15 protein-coding genes are annotated in these 16,440 nt (G+C 61.2%); 1 reads left to right on the top strand and 14 read right to left on the bottom strand.

Annotated elements, in window-relative coordinates; translation table 11 throughout:
• Window positions 1-61 precede the first annotated feature (61 nt).
• The 6 genes from JNC80_RS18295 to JNC80_RS18270 form a co-directional block, all read right to left on the bottom strand.
• Window positions 62-712, bottom strand: a complete 651-nt coding sequence (locus tag JNC80_RS18295) for a hypothetical protein (RefSeq protein ID WP_376711183.1) — start codon at window positions 710-712, stop codon at window positions 62-64.
• Window positions 712-4,251, bottom strand: a complete 3,540-nt coding sequence (gene brxC / locus JNC80_RS18290; protein ID WP_376711182.1) for a BREX system P-loop protein BrxC — start codon at window positions 4,249-4,251, stop codon at window positions 712-714. Before brxC ends, JNC80_RS18295 begins: the two co-directional genes overlap by 1 nt.
• Window positions 4,252-4,254: 3 nt before the next feature.
• Window positions 4,255-4,857, bottom strand: coding sequence for a DUF1788 domain-containing protein (locus tag JNC80_RS18285; protein WP_029547487.1), 603 nt, complete (start codon window positions 4,855-4,857; stop codon window positions 4,255-4,257).
• Between the two features lie 2 nt (window positions 4,858-4,859).
• Window positions 4,860-5,462 (bottom strand): DUF1819 family protein, encoded by a 603-nt coding sequence (locus JNC80_RS18280; protein WP_376711181.1) that lies wholly within the window; start codon window positions 5,460-5,462, stop codon window positions 4,860-4,862.
• Complete coding sequence (locus JNC80_RS18275; protein WP_376711180.1) at window positions 5,459-6,361, bottom strand: BrxR family helix-turn-helix transcriptional regulator; 903 nt, start codon at window positions 6,359-6,361, stop codon at window positions 5,459-5,461. The genes JNC80_RS18280 and JNC80_RS18275 overlap by 4 nt, the downstream gene beginning before the upstream one ends.
• 266 nt (window positions 6,362-6,627) lie before the next feature.
• Entirely contained in the window at window positions 6,628-7,599 is a 972-nt protein-coding gene (locus tag JNC80_RS18270; protein WP_376711179.1) for a LysR family transcriptional regulator, read from the bottom strand.
• A gap of 207 nt (window positions 7,600-7,806) precedes the next feature.
• Here JNC80_RS18270 and JNC80_RS18265 point away from each other — a divergent pair, with 207 nt between their 5' ends.
• Window positions 7,807-8,436, top strand: a complete 630-nt coding sequence (locus JNC80_RS18265) for a TetR/AcrR family transcriptional regulator (protein ID WP_376711178.1) — start codon at window positions 7,807-7,809, stop codon at window positions 8,434-8,436.
• On the opposite strand, the gene JNC80_RS18260 is transcribed toward JNC80_RS18265, so the two are convergent.
• From JNC80_RS18260 to trbE, 8 genes are read right to left on the bottom strand one after another with little or no spacing between them, the layout of a single operon-like run.
• On the bottom strand, window positions 8,431-8,652 hold the full coding sequence (locus JNC80_RS18260; protein ID WP_038148826.1) for a DUF2274 domain-containing protein: 222 nt from the start codon (window positions 8,650-8,652) through the stop codon (window positions 8,431-8,433). The two genes, JNC80_RS18265 and JNC80_RS18260, sit on opposite strands and share 6 nt — an antisense overlap.
• Window positions 8,653-8,654: 2 nt before the next feature.
• Window positions 8,655-9,755, bottom strand: a complete 1,101-nt coding sequence (locus JNC80_RS18255) for a TraB/TrbI/VirB10 family type IV secretion system protein (RefSeq protein ID WP_445482813.1) — start codon at window positions 9,753-9,755, stop codon at window positions 8,655-8,657.
• A 29-nt stretch (window positions 9,756-9,784) separates the two neighbouring features.
• Window positions 9,785-10,798 (bottom strand): P-type conjugative transfer protein TrbG, encoded by a 1,014-nt coding sequence (trbG, locus tag JNC80_RS18250; protein ID WP_376711176.1) that lies wholly within the window; start codon window positions 10,796-10,798, stop codon window positions 9,785-9,787.
• Entirely contained in the window at window positions 10,795-11,484 is a 690-nt protein-coding gene (trbF, locus tag JNC80_RS18245; protein ID WP_020818572.1) for a conjugal transfer protein TrbF, read from the bottom strand. The genes trbG and trbF overlap by 4 nt, the downstream gene beginning before the upstream one ends.
• Window positions 11,481-12,839, bottom strand: coding sequence for a P-type conjugative transfer protein TrbL (trbL, locus tag JNC80_RS18240; protein WP_376711175.1), 1,359 nt, complete (start codon window positions 12,837-12,839; stop codon window positions 11,481-11,483). Before trbL ends, trbF begins: the two co-directional genes overlap by 4 nt.
• A gap of 3 nt (window positions 12,840-12,842) precedes the next feature.
• Window positions 12,843-13,130: a putative entry exclusion protein TrbK-alt gene (trbK-alt, locus tag JNC80_RS18235; protein ID WP_038148836.1), complete on the bottom strand. Its 288-nt coding sequence runs from the start codon at window positions 13,128-13,130 to the stop codon at window positions 12,843-12,845.
• Between the two features lie 20 nt (window positions 13,131-13,150).
• Window positions 13,151-13,933: a P-type conjugative transfer protein TrbJ gene (gene trbJ, locus JNC80_RS18230; RefSeq protein WP_376711174.1), complete on the bottom strand. Its 783-nt coding sequence runs from the start codon at window positions 13,931-13,933 to the stop codon at window positions 13,151-13,153.
• Window positions 13,930-16,437 carry a conjugal transfer protein TrbE gene (gene trbE / locus JNC80_RS18225; RefSeq protein ID WP_376711173.1) on the bottom strand — a complete coding sequence of 836 codons (2,508 nt, stop codon included), beginning with the start codon at window positions 16,435-16,437 and terminating at the stop codon, window positions 13,930-13,932. The genes trbJ and trbE overlap by 4 nt, the downstream gene beginning before the upstream one ends.
• Window positions 16,438-16,440 lie beyond the last annotated feature (3 nt).

The following is a 16,440-nucleotide window of genomic DNA, read 5'->3' as shown; positions in this document are numbered from 1 at the left end:
AGGGAAAGTTCAAACATGGGTCAATTCTAAATGGAAATATCTGCCCAAACTGGGTCAGTTCTCAGTGACAATCAACAACCTGATCCTTCTTCTCGCTGATAAAGAACTGGTACAGCCAGCCGATGATCTCAACATCCTGACAGGCATCTTCGGTCATCACCTCGCGCAGGCGGGCAAGGATACTGTCCGGCGACAGAAGATCGTCGGGTATCAGTAGTTCGGTATAATCCTCGGCCCGGTCGAGCATATCGGCGCGCTCGAACATATAGGGCATCGCGCCGTGCCATTCGTTGCAGGCATGGATCAGCAGCAGTCGATAGGCCTCCGCCTGCCCATCATGGGCGGGGCGGGTGCCGTTCAGATATTCGGCGATCTCTGGCCGGGCGCGATCCGGCAGGTTACCAGCCATCGCCTCGGCCAGAATCTCGGGCCGGGTAGCGCCGTCTGCGGGCGACACCACGCGCGGGTTGGTCAGGCCCGTGACATCCATGAAGCGCAACGCGGTGAAGCGGTTGAACCATGTATAGGCCGCATGCTCGATCACCTGGGCGCGGTTGCTGTTGGCGGCGACCTCCAGCTTCGCAATCGCTTTGGGATGCTCGCGGCGAGCCGCTGCGCCTTCGGCCAGCACCATGTCCAGCCGGGCAGTGACCTGATCGATCAGCAGGTTGCGCGCGCTTTGCGCAAATTTCTTCAGGGCGTTGGTATCCATCAGACAATCACTTTCTTGCCCGCGCCGATCTCGGCCAGCAGGGTCTTTTTCATCTCATCGAGGTAGCGGGTCACATCGTCCTCATCTTCGAGATAGGTTTTCGCGAAGGAGACGGTGATCGACTGCGCCTTGATATATTGCGGCTTTGCCGGTGTCGGCGGTACGTACGGCGCTGGCTGAGCTTCGGCCACGCCACCGGAAGGTGCGGGCTGAGGCGCGGGAACCGGTGCTGGTGCAGGCGTCAGTTCGGCGACCCGGGTCAGCGTATCGGCCAGAAGGTTGGAACGCACCTCGGTCGCCCGATGGCGCAAGGCCGGGATCAGGGTTTGCGAGGCCACGGCGGATTTCTGCGCGGCAAGCTCATCCCGAATACGCGTCTGCTGCTCTGGCGGTAGCGCACGGAATTCCGAGGTCTGGGTGGTTTTCTCGGCCACTCCTTCAATCGCGGCGATGACGGCGTTGCGCTCGGCCAAAACCGTTTGTTCGATGCGTTCCTTCAGGGCGTAGAAATCCGCCTTCAGTTCCTGAATCGCGGTGCCCTTGAAGCACTGCGGATCGGCTAGCGCCTGACGCAGCGCATCGGCGGCAGAATCCTCGGCAAAGGTGACGTTCTGATCCTGCGCCGTCAGGAAAGCGCGCACCTCGTCATAGATGCCCTTCTGCGGTCCGGACATGAAGCTACGGATCTTGTCGAGGATATCCTCCTTGGCATCCAGCAGCTGATCTTCCTGCCCAACCGGGCCGGTAATGAACCAAGTCGCCGACTGATCACGCATGCTGTCGAGCAGAGTCCGCAGAGGATCGAGAGCTGCAATAAAGGGGTAGCCGGTCGACTGCCGGCCAAGACCCTCCAGTTCGCTAGTCAGCTTGCGCAACTGGGCCTGCCACTCCGACCCAAGGCTGCGCGCGTCATTTCCAGAGGCGGGCAGATCGAACAGTGCCTGAAACAGTTCGCGCGATTTGCGGATCTGGGCAGCAGTGAACTCGATCTGCGGGGAAAGCAGAATGTTGCCAAGGGCATGGCTGTTGCGCAGCCCCTGCACCAGCGCATCCCCTTCCAGCAAAGCACTGTCGGCCCGAGCCTCAAGCTTGCCGCGCGCGACAAGGCTCGCGGTCAGGCAGAGAACCGCGATGGCGGGCCAGCCATAAGGTTTGGCTCCGAACTTCTCGACCAAAGCTTTGACCGAGACCCGCGTCCCAAGGCGCATCTGAGCCTGAGCATGATTCAGCACGTCCTGCTCGGCTTCGGTCAGACCGCTGCCTTCGCCGCCAAAAAGCCCGCCATCAACGCGTCCGGCTCGTCCAAGATCTGCTTCGGTGTAAGTGGCACCGCGCAGGACAGGCAGGCTGGTATAGACCTTGTCGACCAGGACCTGGAAACCTTTGACCAGCCGATCCTGCGGATCTTCGCCACCGATCTCCAGCTCGGCACCGCGCACGAAGAGCCGAGCATCCGCGATAAGGCCGCGCAGCCGCTGCACCAGTTCCTTTTCGCGCCGCGTATTCTGGTCACGCTTTTCCGCAATGATACGATCACGACCGGGTTGGGCATCCCCGCTGGTGACCTGACGCGCAAATTTTACGGTCTGAAGCCAGAGGACGAGATCGCGCGTAAAGCGCACATCACGCCCGAGCAGGACAATCATCTCATCGCTTGCCATGCTGTTCGAACGAACCACATCCGGCGCGTCGGAATCGTCGCTGAAGGGTGAGATGATGTTCACCGACAGCTCATGCTCCCGGTTCAGGCTGTGCCCGTCGAGCTTGCGGGTAAAAGCATAGTCCACACCCGTGCCAGCATGCTTGATCTTGCCGTGACGGAGGATCGCGCCGAACGCCAGTTCATCTAGCTGCCGTTCTATCTCGGCGGGATCGACGGCGATTGCCTTGATCTCGGCCTCGACGTCCTTTTCCTCATTGGTGAGGAATTCATAGACCTCGCCGTTGCGCTGGATCAGCGTCTGACGCTCCAGAAGCGACAAGGCCTCCTCGATATTGCGGCGCTGCTCGGTCTGGTCCGCCTCGAACCGGGACAACAGGAGGATCGATATGTTGCGGGCAGTCGGTTTGAATTCCTTGACGTATTTGACAAGGAACAACACCTTCAGCACCCGCACGGCAAAATCATCGCCAAGGTTCTTTTCAGCCAGTTGGATTGACTGCTGAACCGATGATTTCAGGGCGGTGCGAATCCCCTCAAACATCAGGTCAAAGGTCGCCAGCCCCCCAACCGGCGTGTCGGCCAGCTTTTTGGCCACCTCCTGAAACACCCCCAGCATAGAGCGTTCGCCGACCGAGCTGTGCTTACCCTCAAACGCGTTATGCTGCGAGAGGCCCATGATCGCGCGCTGGAACAGGTCATACTGGTAGTTCGGGAACGGGTAGCTCGCGACGAACTGGTCTTTTCCGGAGAAGTTCCTGAACTTGAAAGAATTATCGCCGAAATCGAACAAAGTGCGCAGGTTGTTTTCCTCAGCATCATAAAGATTGCCAAGGGTGATCTGACCAGCCTCGGTCTTGGCCAGCAGACGGCGCTGGATGACTTCGGCCACATCCTGAGAGTTCAGCGGCATCCGGTTGGCAAAGCGCGCCTGGATTTTCGAGAAGTCATTTTCTTGCTGCGCCGTCAGATCCCCGATGACCGAACCCATGTCCTGCTGGGCGGTGACGACAATCCAGGCCTGCCCCTTGCACTTCGTGTTCAGGCTTTCGGCAATGGTTTGCAGGTTCGTCATGAGCTTGACGTTGTCGGCGATATACTGCCCCACCTCATCGACGAAGAAATTCAGCCGGAACTTCGGCCCCTGCGCATCGATCCACGACTTCACCATATTGGCGAAATCCTCGATCGAAACCTTCGTATCCTTACGATACTGGCCAAGAATATCCTTGACCTCATCGCCCGTGACCTCGGCAAAGGCGGCGGCAATGTGCTTGCCTTCCATCAGAGCCTGTTCGCGCCCGCGCTCCCAAGGCTTTCCGGAAGATTGCGCAAAGGCCGCCTTGAAGGCATCGAGCTTGCCGCGACTGTCGAGATCACGCTCGAACTGCGCGATATGCGGGAGCTTGCCATAGTAGCCGCACATCTCGTCAAAGACCTTCTGGAAGACGGCCAGAAGCGCATCGACATCCGTCTTCGAGATCACATCCGCCTTCTGGTCGATATTGAACAAGACCGACCGGGATGGAATCGACACTGCCTTGCGCAAAGCCCCCGCCAGCATCGGATTGCCTGCGAGCTTTCGCTCAAAGATTTCGACGGCGCGCTGCCCCTCGACCTCGTCGTTCTCCAGCAGAAGGGCGAGCATCTTCAGCAGGTGAGACTTACCTGATCCGAAGAAGCCCGAAATCCACACGCCGTTCGCGGTATCGTAATTGTTGTAGGCGTCGAGGAATTGCTCCAGCCGGGCGCCGATCTCGTTGGTGATGACATATTCATCAAGCTCGGTCAGGAGGCTGGCCTTGTCGTCAGCCTTGATCACCCCATCGATCGAACGGTCGACCGGCTTGGCAAAGATATCACGCAGAAAAGTAGCCATCGGTCAGACCTCGTAATTCATGATATTGAACGCGCGGTAGTATTTGTCGTCATGGAGCAGGCCGAACAATTCCAGCGACGCTCCTGTCGCCAACGCGTGCGTGTATTTTCCCGGAAAGAACATGACCGTCGGGCGATCTTTCGCGGTGCTTTGCAGGTTGTTGAGTACGTTGTGCGACCGCAGGTAGGGGTAAACCTCGCCTACGCCTGACAGGAAGATCACGTCGTGCGGGACTTCTTCGATGTGCCGCGCAATCTCTGGAATGAGGTGTGCCTGCGGGTCCAGAACCCCCTGCAACAGTTCCTTGAGCTCCGCCTTTTCCGTTTCGGCTTCAACCTCAAGGATCTGCTCGAAGATACCCCGGTCTTCGAGGATCCTGATCGAAAGGTCATAGAGATCAATATCAAGTACGCGCACACCGGCGTGGCTCAGCCGGGCGATCAGATCCTCGCGATCCTCGCCTAGGCTCAGTCCGTCTTCGGCATCAAAAGCGCAGATAAAAAAGGGAACCTCGTTTCCCAGCCCTTGCTTTTGCAAGAACCGATCGCTGGAAACTACCCTGAATAGGTGCTCGGCGCGGGCGCGCCGATCAGTTTTCGTGCCCACAATTACCCCCCATTTCCGGGAAAGACCCGCAAGTCCGCCGGATTACTCTCCTCAATCAGCCGCTTCATGCGCCCCGACAACCAAACCGGCTGAATTCTACCTTCGACACTTAACAAACCAGCTTCACGCAATATCCGAAACAGGACCTGACGCAATTTCGCGCAGGTTGAAGCTGAAAGAGCGGCGAGGCCGGGATCGCTTTCAGCCTTCTCCGCGAGAAAGCGGTCAAAAACCTCATGGCCCAGGTCGAGCCGCCATGATTGGTAGCGTTCGCTGATCACCTCGACTGCGAATTCGTGGACAAAACGATAGGTCCGGCAGACCGCCAGCCACATCATCGCCTGCTGCTCGGCGCGGTCAGCCTCTACCGACAGGTAATGACGTTCGGCATCGGAGAGATGGCCTATCCGGTCGTATACTTCACGAAGCGCGCGGGTTTGCGAGGCCAGTTTGGGTAAGGATGACACGCCCTGGGCCAGCAAACGCTCACGAGCAGATGCCCAGTTCTCACCGGGTTGATAAGCTTGAGCAATCACGATGCTCTCATTGAGCATCAGCCCGCCCACGCCAAAGGACATCCGATATTTCGCTGCGGCCACCATCATTTAGGTACCGCCCCGCTTGCTGTGTCAGCCTCATCGAACTCATGCTGCGCACGCTCAAGGGCGGCGGCAATCTCGTCTTCGTCAGCCGCAACGATATGCTGGGTCCGGGGATCACGCAGCCTAGCCCCATCAAGGAGTCCTAGCCGCTTGAGCACATAGAGCAGCATGGCGTAGCGAACTGTCAGCACAGCGCGCCCGTCCGCCATGTTGTAATCCTTTGCGACCACCGCCTGCTGACCGACCGACAGATCAGGATGCGGCACAAGGGTGATATCGAAGGTTTCCTGCCACAGCCGGTCCTGTGCCGCAGCAGCACCAGGCTCGCCGAACTCGCCGAATCCAAGGACACGCGAGAGCAGGAAATCCTTGAAGCGCTCCGTCTCATGGCACCAGGCCCGCACATGCCAGCGCAGACCATCAAAGCCGAAGGCATGCGGGGTAATACGCCGCCATGCCGGATCGGGCCGATCGCGGTTCATGGATTGGTAGTGAAGGTCCAGCGATCTTTCCTCCCGCACTGCCGCCAGAACTGAACGCAGAACTTCGGTATCGACCTTACGGCGCAAAGTCAGAGCGATATCCATGTCAGGCGGGGCAGCGAGCCAATTCGCCCCCGCGTCGGCGAAACCTTCCGCCATCGATCGGAGCCGCATGAGATAGGCGTCCGGGTCCGGGTCTAGAAACACCGGCTGAAATTCCGGGCCGGCTACGTAGCGGCGAGCGCTTTTGTCATAGACCGCATTCTGCGGCGCACGCTCCTGATAATGGGTCAAGTCCTTTGACGCCTGCGGAACGGAGACGCCAAACGTATCGATCAGGTCAGAGCGATTGACACCCCCCTCCCAGAACAGGCGGAATTCGATGAACTCCAACCGCCTCTCGACACCCCATTTCAGCATTGCTCGTCCCGCCGCACTTGAAAGGATAAAAACTATATGGGACACCTTGTGATGTCCGTATATTTTCTATTCTAACAAACCTCAAACTGTCAAGCCCGAGGAAGGCCGGATGCGCACCGTGTCACCGTGCACAAACACGGCGAGGCAAAAGCGCTATCGAAGTCGGTCAGCCTGGACGTGGGCAAGGCCACGGCATCTTCGATACCAACACGGTCGATGCCGATTGCAGCCAATGCTCAGACGTGATCGTACAGTGCCGTCAAACCCTATTTTCGCCGGGCCAGCCCTGTCAGCGATCGTGCCAGGCTCAACAACCGCCGAGACGCCGGATTGTCGTTTTGCGCGGACCAGACCATGCTGAACGGCAGCACCTCGTCCGCAAGTTCCCGGTAGGTGATCCCAGGAAACTGGGCGACGGTTGTTGCTTCGCTCGTCAGAGTGAGGCCGCGACCGAGAGCGACCAGAGATAGGATGTTGTCGCGACCGACCTGCTGAGACTGAATATCGAGCTGGCGGCCGAGACCGGCAAGGTGAGCGACCAGGTAGTCGTGAATCTCCTGTCCCGGCGCAACGTCGCTCACGATGAACCGCTCCGAAGCCAAATCGACCCATCCAAGTTCCGGCTTGCCCGCCAAAGGGTGGTTATCGGGCAGCACCACGAAAACCTTCTCGCACCATAAATGCTCCGCCTCACAGCCATCCCATGCCGCGGTTCCCGTGATAAATGCGACGTCCAGACAAAGTTTCCGGACAGCCGCGACGTGCTCGGGCGGATTGCCATCAATAAGGTCGACCTGCACGTTCGGGTGGCGCGTGCCGAAGGCATGCAACAGATCGAACAGAAATCCTGACGCAAGGGACGAGAATATCCCCACCTTGATCAGACCTTGCTCTGCCCGGCCAACCGCCGCCACCTTGGTCACCCCAATGTCGATCTGGCGAAGAGCATGGCGAGCGTTGCGCAGGAATTCTCGCCCGGCAACGGTCAACCGCACCCCGCCAGCATGACGCATGAAAAGCGACGCCCCGAGTTCATCTTCGAGATCACGAATTCGCCGGCTGATGGAGGATTCCTGCACAGAAAGCGCGGCAGCAGCCTTGCGAAAACTCCCATAGTCGACGGCGGCAACAAAATATCGCAACTGGTTCAGCCGGACCGCAGATGTACCGGGTTTCCCCTCAACGACGTTTGTGAGGCTATCATCAGGCGAGGTCTGATTGTTCCCGATCACAGCCATGGTGCATCATCCGAAACAGCGTTCGGCTTCTGACGGGCACCCCGCCATCATCAACGCGAAAATCGATCTGTGTGCGTTCATCAGCTCTCCGCACATCCTCAAACTAAACGACGTTCAGTTACCGAATGCTGCTTCTTGACTTCCGTCCCGTCAACGAAAAAAGTAAATGTCGTTTAGTTTTCACGACAAGTTGCAACAGGCATCGGAATGGCCCGTCCCCGGAAAGAGCAAGAACTTGATATTGCTCGTCGTGCGATCGACGAAACGATCCGGCTGCTGTCAGAGCGTGGCGACCTCGACGTACCGTTGACTGCGGTCGCGCATGCCATCGGTTGCACAGCACCAGCGCTTTACGGCCATTTCCGCAACAAAAGCGCCTTGATGCGCGCCGTTCGGGAAGAAGGGTTCAACCGGCTATACAGGGAAAAGCTGGCCATCTTCGAACAGATGCGCGGCAATCCATTCGGCTATTTGCGTGATGGCAGCTATGCCTATGTCCGCTTTGCCCTGGAAAACCCCACGCTATATCGGCTGATGTTCACACCGCCGCCGAAGCTCGGGGTCAGCGATGACCCGTGGTCGAGCGAAACCGGGAGCCAGATATTCAATCTGTTTCTGACGGGGCTTCGCTGCTCTCCGGAGGAAGGTTTTTTGCGCGGCATGGATCTGAGTCGCTACAGCTTCATGTTCTGGTCAACGGTACATGGTGCGGTAAGCCTCACCCTTCAGAACCGGGAAATGGATCAGCCCGCCAAATGGGACGCGACACGAGAGGCCGTCGATACGTTGATGGAAATCATCGCCGCGACGCGCAATGGCACGCGCGGCACCTCATGAGCGAGATCTTCGGGCGCTGGCAAAGCCCCGATCTGTCGCAATGAACCGCTCCAGCATCGGCACAATCAGCCTGACAGGATCGGCAGCGGGCTGGCCGGTTTCGCGAGCCAGCACTTCGGCATAGGCGGCAAGATCGCGGTGCAGCGGCCCCGGCAGTTCCACCGTCACCTTCACGGGCTTGTCTTCGATGAGGGGGCCGAGTTTCAGCTTCGTCATGGTCAGTTCCTGTAAGGTTCGAGTACGAGATCGCGGGTAACGATGACCCTGACCGGGTAGCCCGGCCGGATCGTCAGGGTCGGCGCGACCTGCAACTGGCGCTGGACGATCTGTTGCCCGGCCTGATTGATGGTATCCTGCGCTCCGTCGCGGATGGCGCGGATCAGACGATCCTCGTCGTCGGTCGCCAGTTCCGTGCCGATGCCGAGCAGCGTGGACAGCCCCGCCGCTTTCATCAGATCCCACCAGTGGTAATCAACGCCATCTTCCAGCCCGGCATAGCCGGAAGCGTCCGCACCGGGCTGGCGCTCCAGCACGATGGAGCGGCCGTTGGGCAGGATCAGGCGGTTCCAGACCAGCAGCACGCGGCGCTGACCGAATTGCACACCGGCGTCATACTGACCGATGATTCGCGTTCCCTGCGGGATCAGGAGCAGACTGCCGGTCGGGCTGTCATAGACATTTTCCGTGACCTGCGCGGTGATCTGGCCGGGAAGGTCCGAGCGGATGCCGGTAATCATCGCCGCTGGGATTACGGCCCCTGCCTGAAGGATGTAGGGCGAGGCTGGCGCCATGATCCGATCCATGGCAACGGTCTGCCGTTCCACCGGCCCATTCAGAAATGCCGTGTGACGGTCCTGTGTTGCGGGCTGGCCACCAAGGTCAAGGCCAGCAAGGCCCGGCATATTGGAGCCAGGCGTCGTCGCCACTCTTGGCCCGGACTGGAAGAACACGGTACTGAGACGCGCAGCTTCTTCTTCGGCCAGACGGCGCTCTTCGGCAGGATCGCGCGCAGGCGTCGCCATGGCGGGCGGCGTGACGGGCTGACCCCGGTTCTGGGCGTCGAGGATCGGGCCACCGAGATCGCCCGGCAATGCCGGCCCCAGGACCGGCCCGGTATAATCCTTCGGCAGACCCGCCAGTCCATCTGCCGTGGCGCGATTCTCGGTCGAATAGAGTTCTTCACCGTTTCCGCTCATGTCGCGCGTCTGGAGCGCATAGATCAGCGCCCCGCCGATGCCGAGGAGCGCAACAGCCCCGGCACCGGCCAGCATCTTGCGCGACAGGCGCGTGACGCGCGGCGGCTCGGCATGCAGACGCATCGGCATTGGGTTGGTGGTAGCCTCTTCACTCATGACGGTTGCTCCCCGGTTTTGGCGGGCTGGGCAGCTTGCCTTTGCTCGATGCGAACGATCCTGACCGTCTGCTGCTGCTTGCCGCTACCAAGACGCAGCTCAGCCGCTCCGAACAGCCGATCAACGATCAAGATGTTCTGGTGAACGCGGGAATTGACGATCTGGGTCTCGCCCTCGGAACCGATGACGAAAATCGGTGGCATCTCTCCCTGCACGATGCCGCGCGGGAAAACGACATAGACACGGCGGCCATCATCGAAGACGGAAATCGGCCGCCATGGTGGCGTATCTCCAGTCAGGCCGTAACGATAGTTGCGCGCCGCCTCGACCGGGATGATGGGTGCTGCCGGAACGGTCTGGCGCTGACCGGCAGGCAGCGCCGGATAAGACCAGGATATGGACGGCATGTAGAGCGCCTCACGAGCGCGCAGCTCGATCATGTAGGTGCGCCGATCGGTCGACACCACGAGATTGGTTGAGATGTCGGATCGGGATGGTTTGACGAGAATATGGACCCGGCGCGACGTACCGCTCCCGCTCTCAGTATCGCCAATGATCCAGCGGGCGGTGTCTCCCGCCGCGATCGGTCCCGCGCCGGTCAGGCTTTCGCCCGGCTCCAGCGCGATATTGGTGATCTGTCCTGGTGCTGTATAGACCTGATAGAGCGCGCCTTCCGACCAGGGATAGATCTGGATGGCGTTATAGTAACCCTCGCGGCGCGGCTCGACGCGGGCGGCGGCATTGGCGTTCTCGACGCGGCCTGCCGGTGTTCCGGCAGCAGTGCCGCCGCGTGCGACCGTCCAGGCCGGCGGCGTGTGAAGCGGCCGAGGTCGGTGATCGGTGACAGCGGTCGGCACGACGGGCAACGCCGGCACATCGGCATCATAGCTGAACTGCGGCGTCTTGTTGGTGGCGCAGCCTGCCAGCATGGTGACCGAAAGCAACAAAGCTGCAAAGGCGGGTTTACCGAAAACCGGCAAGGCGGAATTGCGGGAAGACGCGATGGTCATTGGCTCATCTCCCGCGACCATGAAATTGCATTGACGTAGATGCCGAGCGGATTGGCGCGCAGACGCTCGGCATCGCGCGGAGTCTGGATCACAATGGTCAGGATCGCGGTCCAGCGCTCGGTCGTGGAAAGCTGCCCGTTCTCGTAGTGGCGCTCGGTCCAGGCGACTCGGAAGCTGTCGTTTGAGGCGCGGATGACGCTGGAAACCTCGACTGCGATCTGCTGGCGGCCAACACGGGTGAACGGATCATTGGCGCGGGCGTAATCGTTGAGCGCGGCCGCCCCCCTATCCGTGGTGAACTCATAGGCGCGCAGCCAGTTCTGGCGCACGATGATGGCGTCCGCCGGGATCGAGCGCGTCTGCTCGATGAAGCGGCCAAGATGGAAGGCGATCTGCGGATCGGTCGGACGGTAATCGGCCGTGGCTGCGGCGACGGTCTGGGCTTGGCCGAGATTATCGACCTGCACCACCCAGGGCACGACGGTCCCTCGCGCCGATTGCAGAACGAGCGCGGCAGCGAAGCCTGCCGAGAGGATCAGCGAGCCGAAGGCCATATAGCGCCAGTTCTTGGCCTGCACGCGAGCCGAGCCGATGCGCTCGTCCCAGACTTGTGCGGCTTTCTGGTAAGGCGTCTCGGGTTCGGGCGATTTGCCGTAATGGGTCGCTGGACGTCTGAAGATGTTCATGAGCGGTCACTTTCGGAGATGTTGACGGAAGAGCCGCCGCCGTGGCTGTCACCGGAGCGGACGGCATGGGCGGCCATGGTCGTGCCGTGATTGAGCGCCTGGCGGCGGTGCATCTGCTGCGCCCATGCAGGCGGGCCGCCCGCGGAGGCGGGTCCGGCAGCGTCGGCCACGCTCGCACCGCCAATGGTTCCCTGCGAGGACGATCCACCGGTGACGCCGAGCCCGGCGCGCGCGCCATCGGAGAAGCTGGATTTGACGCTTTCCGCTGCTTTCGAGGCCGTCCGTTTCAGAGGCGATGCGGCGGCGGAGCCTGCCGCGCGGGCAACACCGCCGAGGCCGGAGGCAACACCGGCAGCGCCTGACTGGCCGAGCGATCCGACACTATAGGCGGCGCTCGCCGCCCCTGCCGCAGCAGCACCGCCACGAACAGCCGCAGCTCCACCCGACAGCGCCGCTGCCCCTCCCTTCGCGGCCATGCCTGCAGCAGCGCCGCCGGCAAGCATCATGCCGCCAGCGGCAAGGCCGGTTCCAACTGCTGCACCTGCGCCAAGCTGCGGGCCGCCAGAAACCAGACCGGAAGCGATGCCGGGACCGAAGATGCCGAGGCCGAGAAGGGAAAGTGCGGCCAGCACGATCGCCATGGCGTCGTCGATGGTCGGCGTCACGCCGCCGAAACCGGCCGTAAACTGCGAGAACAATGTCGAGCCGATGCCGATGATGACGGCGAGCACCAGCACCTTGATGCCGGAGGAGACGACATTGCCAAGAACGCGCTCGGCCATGAAGGCGGTCTTGCCGAAGAGGCCGAAGGGAATAAGGACAAAGCCCGCCAGCGTGGTCAGCTTGAACTCGATCAGCGTGACGAAGAGCTGCACGGCGAGAATGAAGAAGGCCAGCAGTACCAGCGCCCAGGCGAACATCAGGCAAGCGATCTGGATGAAGTTCTCGAAAAACGACCAATAACCCATCATGTCCGAGATGGATTCGAGCAGCGGGCGACCGGCATCGAGGCCAGTCTGCGCCACCTTGCCGGGCCGCAGCAGATCGGCGGCGGAAAAGCTAGTGCCCGAACCTTTCAGGCCAAGACCAGCGAAGCTGTCGAAGATGATCTGGGCGAGATTGTTCCAGTTGCCGATCAGGTATGCGAAGACACCGACAAAAAGCGTCTTCTTGACGAGGCGTGCGATGATGTCGTCATCCGTACCCCAGGACCAGAAGAGTGCGGCCAGCGTCACGTCGATGACGATTAGCGTGGTGGCGATGAAGGCGACCTCGCCACCGAGCAGGCCGAAGCCGCTGTCGATATAGCTGGTGAAGACGCCCAGGAAATTGTCGATGACGCCGGTGCCGCCCATGGTTCACTGCCCCCCGTTCTGATGCGGGGCGGCGGGCACCGGCGTCCGGCCGAGGAACCGGTCGCGGTTCTCGGCCCAGATGGCGAGGCAGTCGGGATCGTTCACGGCTGCCTCGCCAAGTTGCTGGCAGTGGCGCAGGCTCTGGCGCAGTGGATCGGCAGGCGCCTGAAGCGCCGGGGCCGGACGGGGCTGGGCTGGTTCGTCCTCGCGTGTCATTTCGATCACCGTCGCGGTGATGGCGATGGCCACGAATATGATCGCGCCCAGCCGGGCCAGCATCTTGCCGTCCATGTCGCGCCCCTCCTGTCCGGTCAGTTGTTGCCGTTGCCGAACATCCGGGCATTGCCGGGCTGATAGCCCGATCCCGGCGTCAGAAAGCGCTCGCGCTGGATGCGGCCTTGTTCGGCGGCGGTGGCACGCTCGGCTTCGATCAGGGCTTCGGAGCGACCATTGGCGGACATCAGCGCGATCAGGTCGGAAAGCTGCTGCGACTGGAGCGCGAGAAGCTGATTGCCCGCCTGTGTCGCCTGCAACGCGCCGGTGGCGTTCTGGCTCTGCCCGACAAGGGCGGACATTTCAGCGCGATTGGTGTCGATATTGCCAACGACACCGGCCTGCACGCGCATGGCGTCCTGCAAGCCGCCGACCGTATTCTGCCAACGGGACCGCGCATCGGCGACGAGCTGGGCGTCGGTCGCGGACAGCGAAACCTTGCCGTATTTCTGGTGGAACATTTGATCGACGTTCTGCACGTCGAAGGCAATGTTCTGCGCCTGGGCCAGAAGCTGCTGCGTGCGCTGGACATTTTGCTGCAAAGTCTGGAGCGAGGAATATGGCAGATTGGCGAGATTCTTCGCCTGATTGATGAGCATCTGCGCTTCATTCTGAAGCGAGGTGATCTGGTGGTTGATCTGCTCCAGCGTGCGTGCGGCAGTCAGAAGGTTCTGCGCATAGTTGGTCGGATCATAGACGATGCGGCCGAAGCCAAAAGCGTGAGCGGGGCTTGTCAGCATGGGCGACAGTGCAACAGGCATGGCGAGCGTCAGCGCCAGCACGGATGCACTGACATATCGGGAAACGGGGATACGGATCATGGCAGGGTCTCCTTTTCTTGGCTGTCATCTGGATGGATTTGATCTGGCGCGACCGGCCGAGCGGGCTCTGTCCGTTCGACAAGATTGGTGAGGTTCGGGATCAGATCGACGGCCCATTCGACGCCGCGATCGCGCAGCCAGGCCGCGAGAAAACCGTCCTGCCCATGCTCGGCGACGAGTTCGGCGATACGGCTCTGATCGGATTTGGATGATGCGGCGCAGAGCGCGAGACCGACTTCGCTAAGGCCAAGCTCGAACAGGCGATTGCCGCGCCGCGATTGGCAGTAGTAGTCCCGCTTGGGCGTGGCCCGCGCGAGGATCTCGATTTGCCGGTCATTGAGGCCGAAGCGGCGGTAGATTGCCGTGATCTGCGGCTCGATGGCGCGTTCATTCGGAAGAAGCAGCCGCGTAGGGCAGCTTTCGATGATGGCGGGCGCGATATTGCTGCCATCGATGTCGGAAAGTGATTGCGTGGCAAAAATGACGGAAGCGTTCTTCTTCCTGAGCGTCTTCAGCCATTCGCGGAGCTGATTGGCGAACCCCTCATCATCGAGCACCAGCCAGCCTTCGTCGATGATGAGCAGGGTTGGCCGCCCGTCGAGGCGGTCGCCGATCCGATGAAACAGATAGGACAGGACGGCAGGCGCTGCGCCAGCGCCGACCAGTCCCTCGATCTCGAAGGCCTGTACATCGGCTGATCCGAGATGTTCGGCCTCGGCGTCGAGCAACCGGCCATAGGCGCCGCCAATGCAGTAAGGGCGCAACGCTTGTTTCAGATCGTTGGATTGCAGCAGCACGGCAAGGCCGGTAATGGTCCGTTCCCCCGCCGGGGCGGATGCCAGCGATGTCAGCGCCGTCCAGATGTGTTCCTTCACCTCCGGCGTGATGGTCACGCCCTCGCGCATCAGGATCGCGGCGATCCAGTCGGCGGCCCAGGACCGCTCATAGGCGTCATCGATCCGCGCCAGCGGTTGCAGGGAAACGGACGCCTCATCCCCTTCGGTCAGCCCACCGCCCAGATCGTGCCAGTCGCCGCCCATAGCGAGCGCAGATGCCCGGATCGATCCCCCGAAATCGAAGGCGAATATCTGGCTGCGATCATAGCGGCGAAATTGCAGCGCCATCAGCGCCAGCAGCACGGACTTGCCCGCGCCGGTCGGGCCGACGACAAGCGTATGGCCGACGTCGCCGACATGAAGGGAAAGCCGGAACGGTGTCGAACCCTCGGTCTTGCCGTAAAGCAAGGGGGGCGCTCCGAGATGTTCGTTCCGTTCCGGCCCCGCCCACACGGCCGATAGCGGGATCATGTGGGCAAGGTTAAGCGTCGAGACCGGCGGCTGCCGGACATTGGCATAGGCATGTCCGGGGATCGAGCCGAGCCAGGCATCGACGGCATTGACCGTTTCGGGCATGGCCGTGAAATCGCGGCCCTGAATGATCTTTTCGACCAGCCGCAGCTTCTCGTCGGCGATCCGCGGATCGGCATCCCAGACGGTAACGGTCGCCGTGACGTAGGCCATGCCTGTCATGTCGGCCCCAAGTTCCTGCAAGGCCATGTCGGCATCGAGCGCCTTGTTCGACGCATCGGTGTCCACGAGCGCAGATTGCTCGTTGGTCATCACCTCTTTCAGGATCGCGGCGATGCTCTTGCGCTTGGCGAACCATTGCCGCCTGATCCTGGTCAGCAACTTCGTTGCGTCGGTCTTGTCCATCAGGATCGCGCGGGTGGACCAGCGATAGGGAAAAGCTAGCCGGTTCATCTCGTCGAGCAGACCGGGCGTCGTCGCAGTCGGAAAGCCTGTGATCGTCAGGATGCGCAGATGCGACAAGCCCAGGCGTGGCTCCAGCCCGCCGGTCAGCGGCTGATCGGCCAGCAGCGCGTCGAGGTGCATCGGCACCTCGGGCACGCGCACGCGATGGCGGTTCGTGGATATCGTGGAATGGAGATAGGTCAGCGTGCCGGCATTATCGATCCAGTGGCATTCAGGCATGAAGCCGTCGAGTAGCGCCAGCACGCGGTCGGTGCGGTCGACAAAGCCGCGCATCAGTTCCCAGGGATTAACGCCGGATTGTTCGCGCCCCTCGTAGAGCCAGGTCTCGGCGCGAGCCGCATCTTCGGCGGGTGGCAGCCAGAGGAAGGTCAGGAAGTAGCCTGACACGAAATGCGTGCCCGCTTCCTCGAAGGCAGCTTTGCGCTCGGCATCGACCAGAGCGGAGGCCGGATCAGGAAATTGGCTGCCGGGATAGGTCGCGGCTTCGCTTCGTTGTGCCTCAACAAAGATCGACCAGCCGGAGCCGAGGCGGCGCACGGCGTTGTTGATACGCCCGGCGACCGCGACCAGTTCGGCGGCAACAGCGGAATCCAGATCCGGCCCGCGAAACTTCGCAGTCCTCTGGAAACTGCCGTCCTTGTTCAGTACGACGCCCGAGCCAACCAGCGCGGCCCAGGGCAGGAAATCCGCGAGGCGGGTGGCGGTACGGCGATATTCGGTGAGGTTCATCATGGC

This window comes from Pseudochrobactrum lubricantis (assembly GCF_041929865.1).
GTDB lineage: Bacteria > Pseudomonadota > Alphaproteobacteria > Rhizobiales > Rhizobiaceae > Pseudochrobactrum > Pseudochrobactrum saccharolyticum.
Note: the sequence above shows the minus strand (reverse complement) of the source record. Positions and strands in the feature narration are given on the sequence as shown.

Excerpts from the sequence above, each read along its gene's own strand:
- JNC80_RS18295 (WP_376711183.1), bottom strand. The coding sequence starts at position 712 with ATGGATACCAACGCCCTGAAGAAATTTGCGCAAAGCGCGCGCAACCTG.
- brxC (WP_376711182.1), bottom strand. The coding sequence starts at position 4,251 with ATGGCTACTTTTCTGCGTGATATCTTTGCCAAGCCGGTCGACCGTTCG.
- JNC80_RS18280 (WP_376711181.1), bottom strand. The coding sequence starts at position 5,462 with ATGATGGTGGCCGCAGCGAAATATCGGATGTCCTTTGGCGTGGGCGGG.
- JNC80_RS18275 (WP_376711180.1), bottom strand. The coding sequence starts at position 6,361 with ATGCTGAAATGGGGTGTCGAGAGGCGGTTGGAGTTCATCGAATTCCGC.
- JNC80_RS18270 (WP_376711179.1), bottom strand. The coding sequence starts at position 7,599 with ATGGCTGTGATCGGGAACAATCAGACCTCGCCTGATGATAGCCTCACA.
- JNC80_RS18265 (WP_376711178.1), top strand. The coding sequence starts at position 7,807 with ATGGCCCGTCCCCGGAAAGAGCAAGAACTTGATATTGCTCGTCGTGCG.
- JNC80_RS18260 (WP_038148826.1), bottom strand. The coding sequence starts at position 8,652 with ATGACGAAGCTGAAACTCGGCCCCCTCATCGAAGACAAGCCCGTGAAG.
- JNC80_RS18255 (WP_445482813.1), bottom strand. The coding sequence starts at position 9,755 with ATGCGTCTGCATGCCGAGCCGCCGCGCGTCACGCGCCTGTCGCGCAAG.
- trbG (WP_376711176.1), bottom strand. The coding sequence starts at position 10,798 with ATGACCATCGCGTCTTCCCGCAATTCCGCCTTGCCGGTTTTCGGTAAA.
- trbF (WP_020818572.1), bottom strand. The coding sequence starts at position 11,484 with ATGAACATCTTCAGACGTCCAGCGACCCATTACGGCAAATCGCCCGAA.
- trbL (WP_376711175.1), bottom strand. The coding sequence starts at position 12,839 with ATGGGCGGCACCGGCGTCATCGACAATTTCCTGGGCGTCTTCACCAGC.
- trbK-alt (WP_038148836.1), bottom strand. The coding sequence starts at position 13,130 with ATGGACGGCAAGATGCTGGCCCGGCTGGGCGCGATCATATTCGTGGCC.
- trbJ (WP_376711174.1), bottom strand. The coding sequence starts at position 13,933 with ATGATCCGTATCCCCGTTTCCCGATATGTCAGTGCATCCGTGCTGGCG.
- trbE (WP_376711173.1), bottom strand. The coding sequence starts at position 16,437 with ATGATGAACCTCACCGAATATCGCCGTACCGCCACCCGCCTCGCGGAT.